This window comes from Rheinheimera baltica DSM 14885 (assembly GCF_000425345.1).
GTDB classification, from domain to species: domain Bacteria; phylum Pseudomonadota; class Gammaproteobacteria; order Enterobacterales; family Alteromonadaceae; genus Alishewanella; species Alishewanella baltica.
The window spans coordinates 1-2573 of the sequence record NZ_AUDG01000108.1; the positions used below are offsets into that span (position 1 = coordinate 1).

Annotated in this window: 3 protein-coding genes; all 3 read right to left on the reverse strand. The window is 43.1% G+C overall.

The genetic code is table 11. The features are described from left to right. Positions 1-77: 77 nt before the first annotated feature. Positions 78-1196, reverse strand: coding sequence for a serine hydrolase domain-containing protein (locus H595_RS0119395; protein WP_027672627.1), 1119 nt, complete (start codon positions 1194-1196; stop codon positions 78-80). 89 nt (positions 1197-1285) lie between these two features. Beyond that, entirely contained in the window at positions 1286-1753 is a 468-nt protein-coding gene (locus H595_RS0119400; protein ID WP_027672628.1) for a helix-turn-helix domain-containing protein, read from the reverse strand. Between the two features lie 195 nt (positions 1754-1948). Further along, a complete protein-coding gene (locus H595_RS0119410) occupies positions 1949-2476 on the reverse strand; it encodes a hypothetical protein (protein WP_156886035.1) in 528 nt (175 codons plus the stop codon). Positions 2477-2573 lie beyond the last annotated feature (97 nt).

A 2573-nucleotide genomic window follows, 5' to 3' on the forward strand; every position in this document is an offset into this window, starting at 1 on the left:
ATATATCTACTATATAAGCAGAAAACTCAAACACCGGGCTTGTCCAACAACAGGATTAAGTCGCGGCTGCGCGCGACCTATCCTTGTTTATTAGGTGACTCTGCGCCTTCGCCAAGCAATATAGGCAGTATGTGTTTTCTGCTAAGCTGATGGTGTGTGGCATTTTTATATTTATTGTCATGTGCATTTAGCAACAGAACGATTAAGAGATTTCGATTCGGAACCAATTGAATCAGAGCGGTGTAACCATAATCAGTGCTGCCACCCATCTGAACGATGGATTCACCACTGATTTCGACCTGCGCTAAACTCCCCAGCAACCATCGTTCATTTGCTTTAGAAAAAGCTAAGTTTGACGCCCCTGCGGGGAACATTGCTCCGTTTTTAAGTGCATCAGACCAAATAGCTAAATCATCAATTGACGTAACCATACCACCGGCCCCAATGAGCGCCCAGCTTAAGCCTTTTTCAAAAGTGGTACGGCCTTGGTCATCTCCCCCGTAGCCACGAGATAGGTCGTTTGAAGATAATCGTTGATCTTGATAGAAGCCGGTACTATTCAAATTTAACGGAGTCAATAAGTTGTCGTGAACATAATCCTGAAATGATTTATCGCTCACTTTCTCGACGACAGCCGCCAACAACGTGTAGGCAGCGTTTGAATACGCGATTTTCTCACCCGGCTTGGCAATTAACGGCATTGCTAAGATTCTGCGTTCAGCCTGAGCTTTATTCATCAACTCAAAGTCAGAATCATTATGAAAATTATCCAATCCACTCGCGTGCCCCAATAGCTGCATAATTGTAATCGACTTCACTTCGTCAGGCGCCATTGGATAAAAAATCCCAATACTGTCGGAAAGTTGCAACTTTTCATTCTGGACAAGTTGTAGCACTGCGGCTGCTGTAAATGTTTTTGCAATTGACCCCATATCAAATATAGCTGCAGAGCTATTTTTCACAGAACCTTCCCTGTCAGCATAGCCATAAGCACTCTTAAACAAAACAACGTCATTTTGAGCAACTAGAACAAGCCCATCAAAAGTGCCCGCCATATGTTCTTGCTGAAGTTCATAAGCCAAACTAGCGATTACGGCTTTTTCAGACTGAACAATTGAAGACACATTACGATGGCCAGATACCGCACTACAACTTGAAAGTACAAAGGCGAATATAAAAATGGCTAGACGATTCATAGTGTTTATAAGTTACCTAACGCCCGCCACAAACGCGAGCAACTTGTTGCGAGTCGAGCGCCCAACGGGCGCGTTTTTGATGGCGATTGTTATGTGCCCCTCTCTACATCAGGCTCGTACCAGATACCATACTTATCACCTTGCCACTTCAACAAAGAATAAAAATAGGCTATTGCCAGCATGACAATTCCGCCAGTTAAAGCCGCCTCATTTACCAATCCAACGCAACAAAATATAAAACCGGCAATGTGCGATATTATCTCTGCCCGCTTTATTGATTTGCGCTGAGTCCGCACGTGTATATAGTTTAGCCAAAACCAAATTTTTAAAAATAACGGTAACTTCTGCCATTCATTTGTGCTTTTATCTATCATAAATTTCTCCTGATTCAGTGTTGTCACATCGACATCAAGAGCCGCAGCAAGACATTTTAATGATTCAAAACTAGCATTGTGACCACTCTCAATACGCTGAATGGTTCGAACATTAAGCCCGGACATTTGCGCTAATTGCTCTTGAGAAATATGCCGACTAAGTCGCAGTTCTTTTAAAATCATCAGATGGCTCCTGTACTCCTGAACCAAGAGTGTTACTTATATTTTCATCTGTCAGGTACGTAAATTACCCGACAATAACCCGACAGCTGCAGAGTTAGCGCACATAACGTTAAGCTAACGGGCAGCAAAGCGGCGGCATAATAGCGCAGCGCCGCCGCGTCGCTGTCCCAGTGTGCCACACAGTGGCACACGTGTTTAGCGCTTTGTTATGTTCCTTTTTATGGTAAAACCGCCTCTTCCAGAGTTACCACTCCATGCACCATCTCGGGAATAAACTTTTGTTTGAATATCCACAGGGGACTTATCTTTTATTTCTATTGTGAAAATTCCGTTTTCAGAATGCCGAATATTCAAGTCTATTTCCTGTTCAAATGCGATGTTATCCAAGAGACTAACTTTTTTAACTAGTACGTCTTGTTCATAGACGTAGGCATTCAAAAATAACTCGGCCTCATCTCCCTCTATGTAAAGATGGAAAGAGTCATAGCCAGGGATCCCAAGCCCATCGTATTCGCTAATTAGCGCAGCACCACCCGTTTTAGGCTTAGGGTAAAGAAAAGTATACCCACCCTTATACTTCTTGTTTGAAGGAGTCTCGCCATCAATCGCGTAGATCGTCAATTCATACGGCGAGTGAAATTCTTCATTTATATTTGCGCATGCATTAAGTACAGCGCAAAGAAGTATCAAAACAATTACAGAAAAAGAGATTCTAAGTTTCATAAGAACAATCGTGGTAGAACGACCCATTACTGAGCCGCCCCCACACAGATCCGGACGTGCGGAATTACCGCATCCGGCTCTTCAGTTATATATTCAC

Excerpts from the sequence above, each read along its gene's own strand:
- H595_RS0119395 (WP_027672627.1), bottom strand. The coding sequence starts at position 1,196 with ATGAATCGTCTAGCCATTTTTATATTCGCCTTTGTACTTTCAAGTTGT.
- H595_RS0119400 (WP_027672628.1), bottom strand. The coding sequence starts at position 1,753 with ATGATTTTAAAAGAACTGCGACTTAGTCGGCATATTTCTCAAGAGCAA.
- H595_RS0119410 (WP_156886035.1), bottom strand. The coding sequence starts at position 2,476 with ATGAAACTTAGAATCTCTTTTTCTGTAATTGTTTTGATACTTCTTTGC.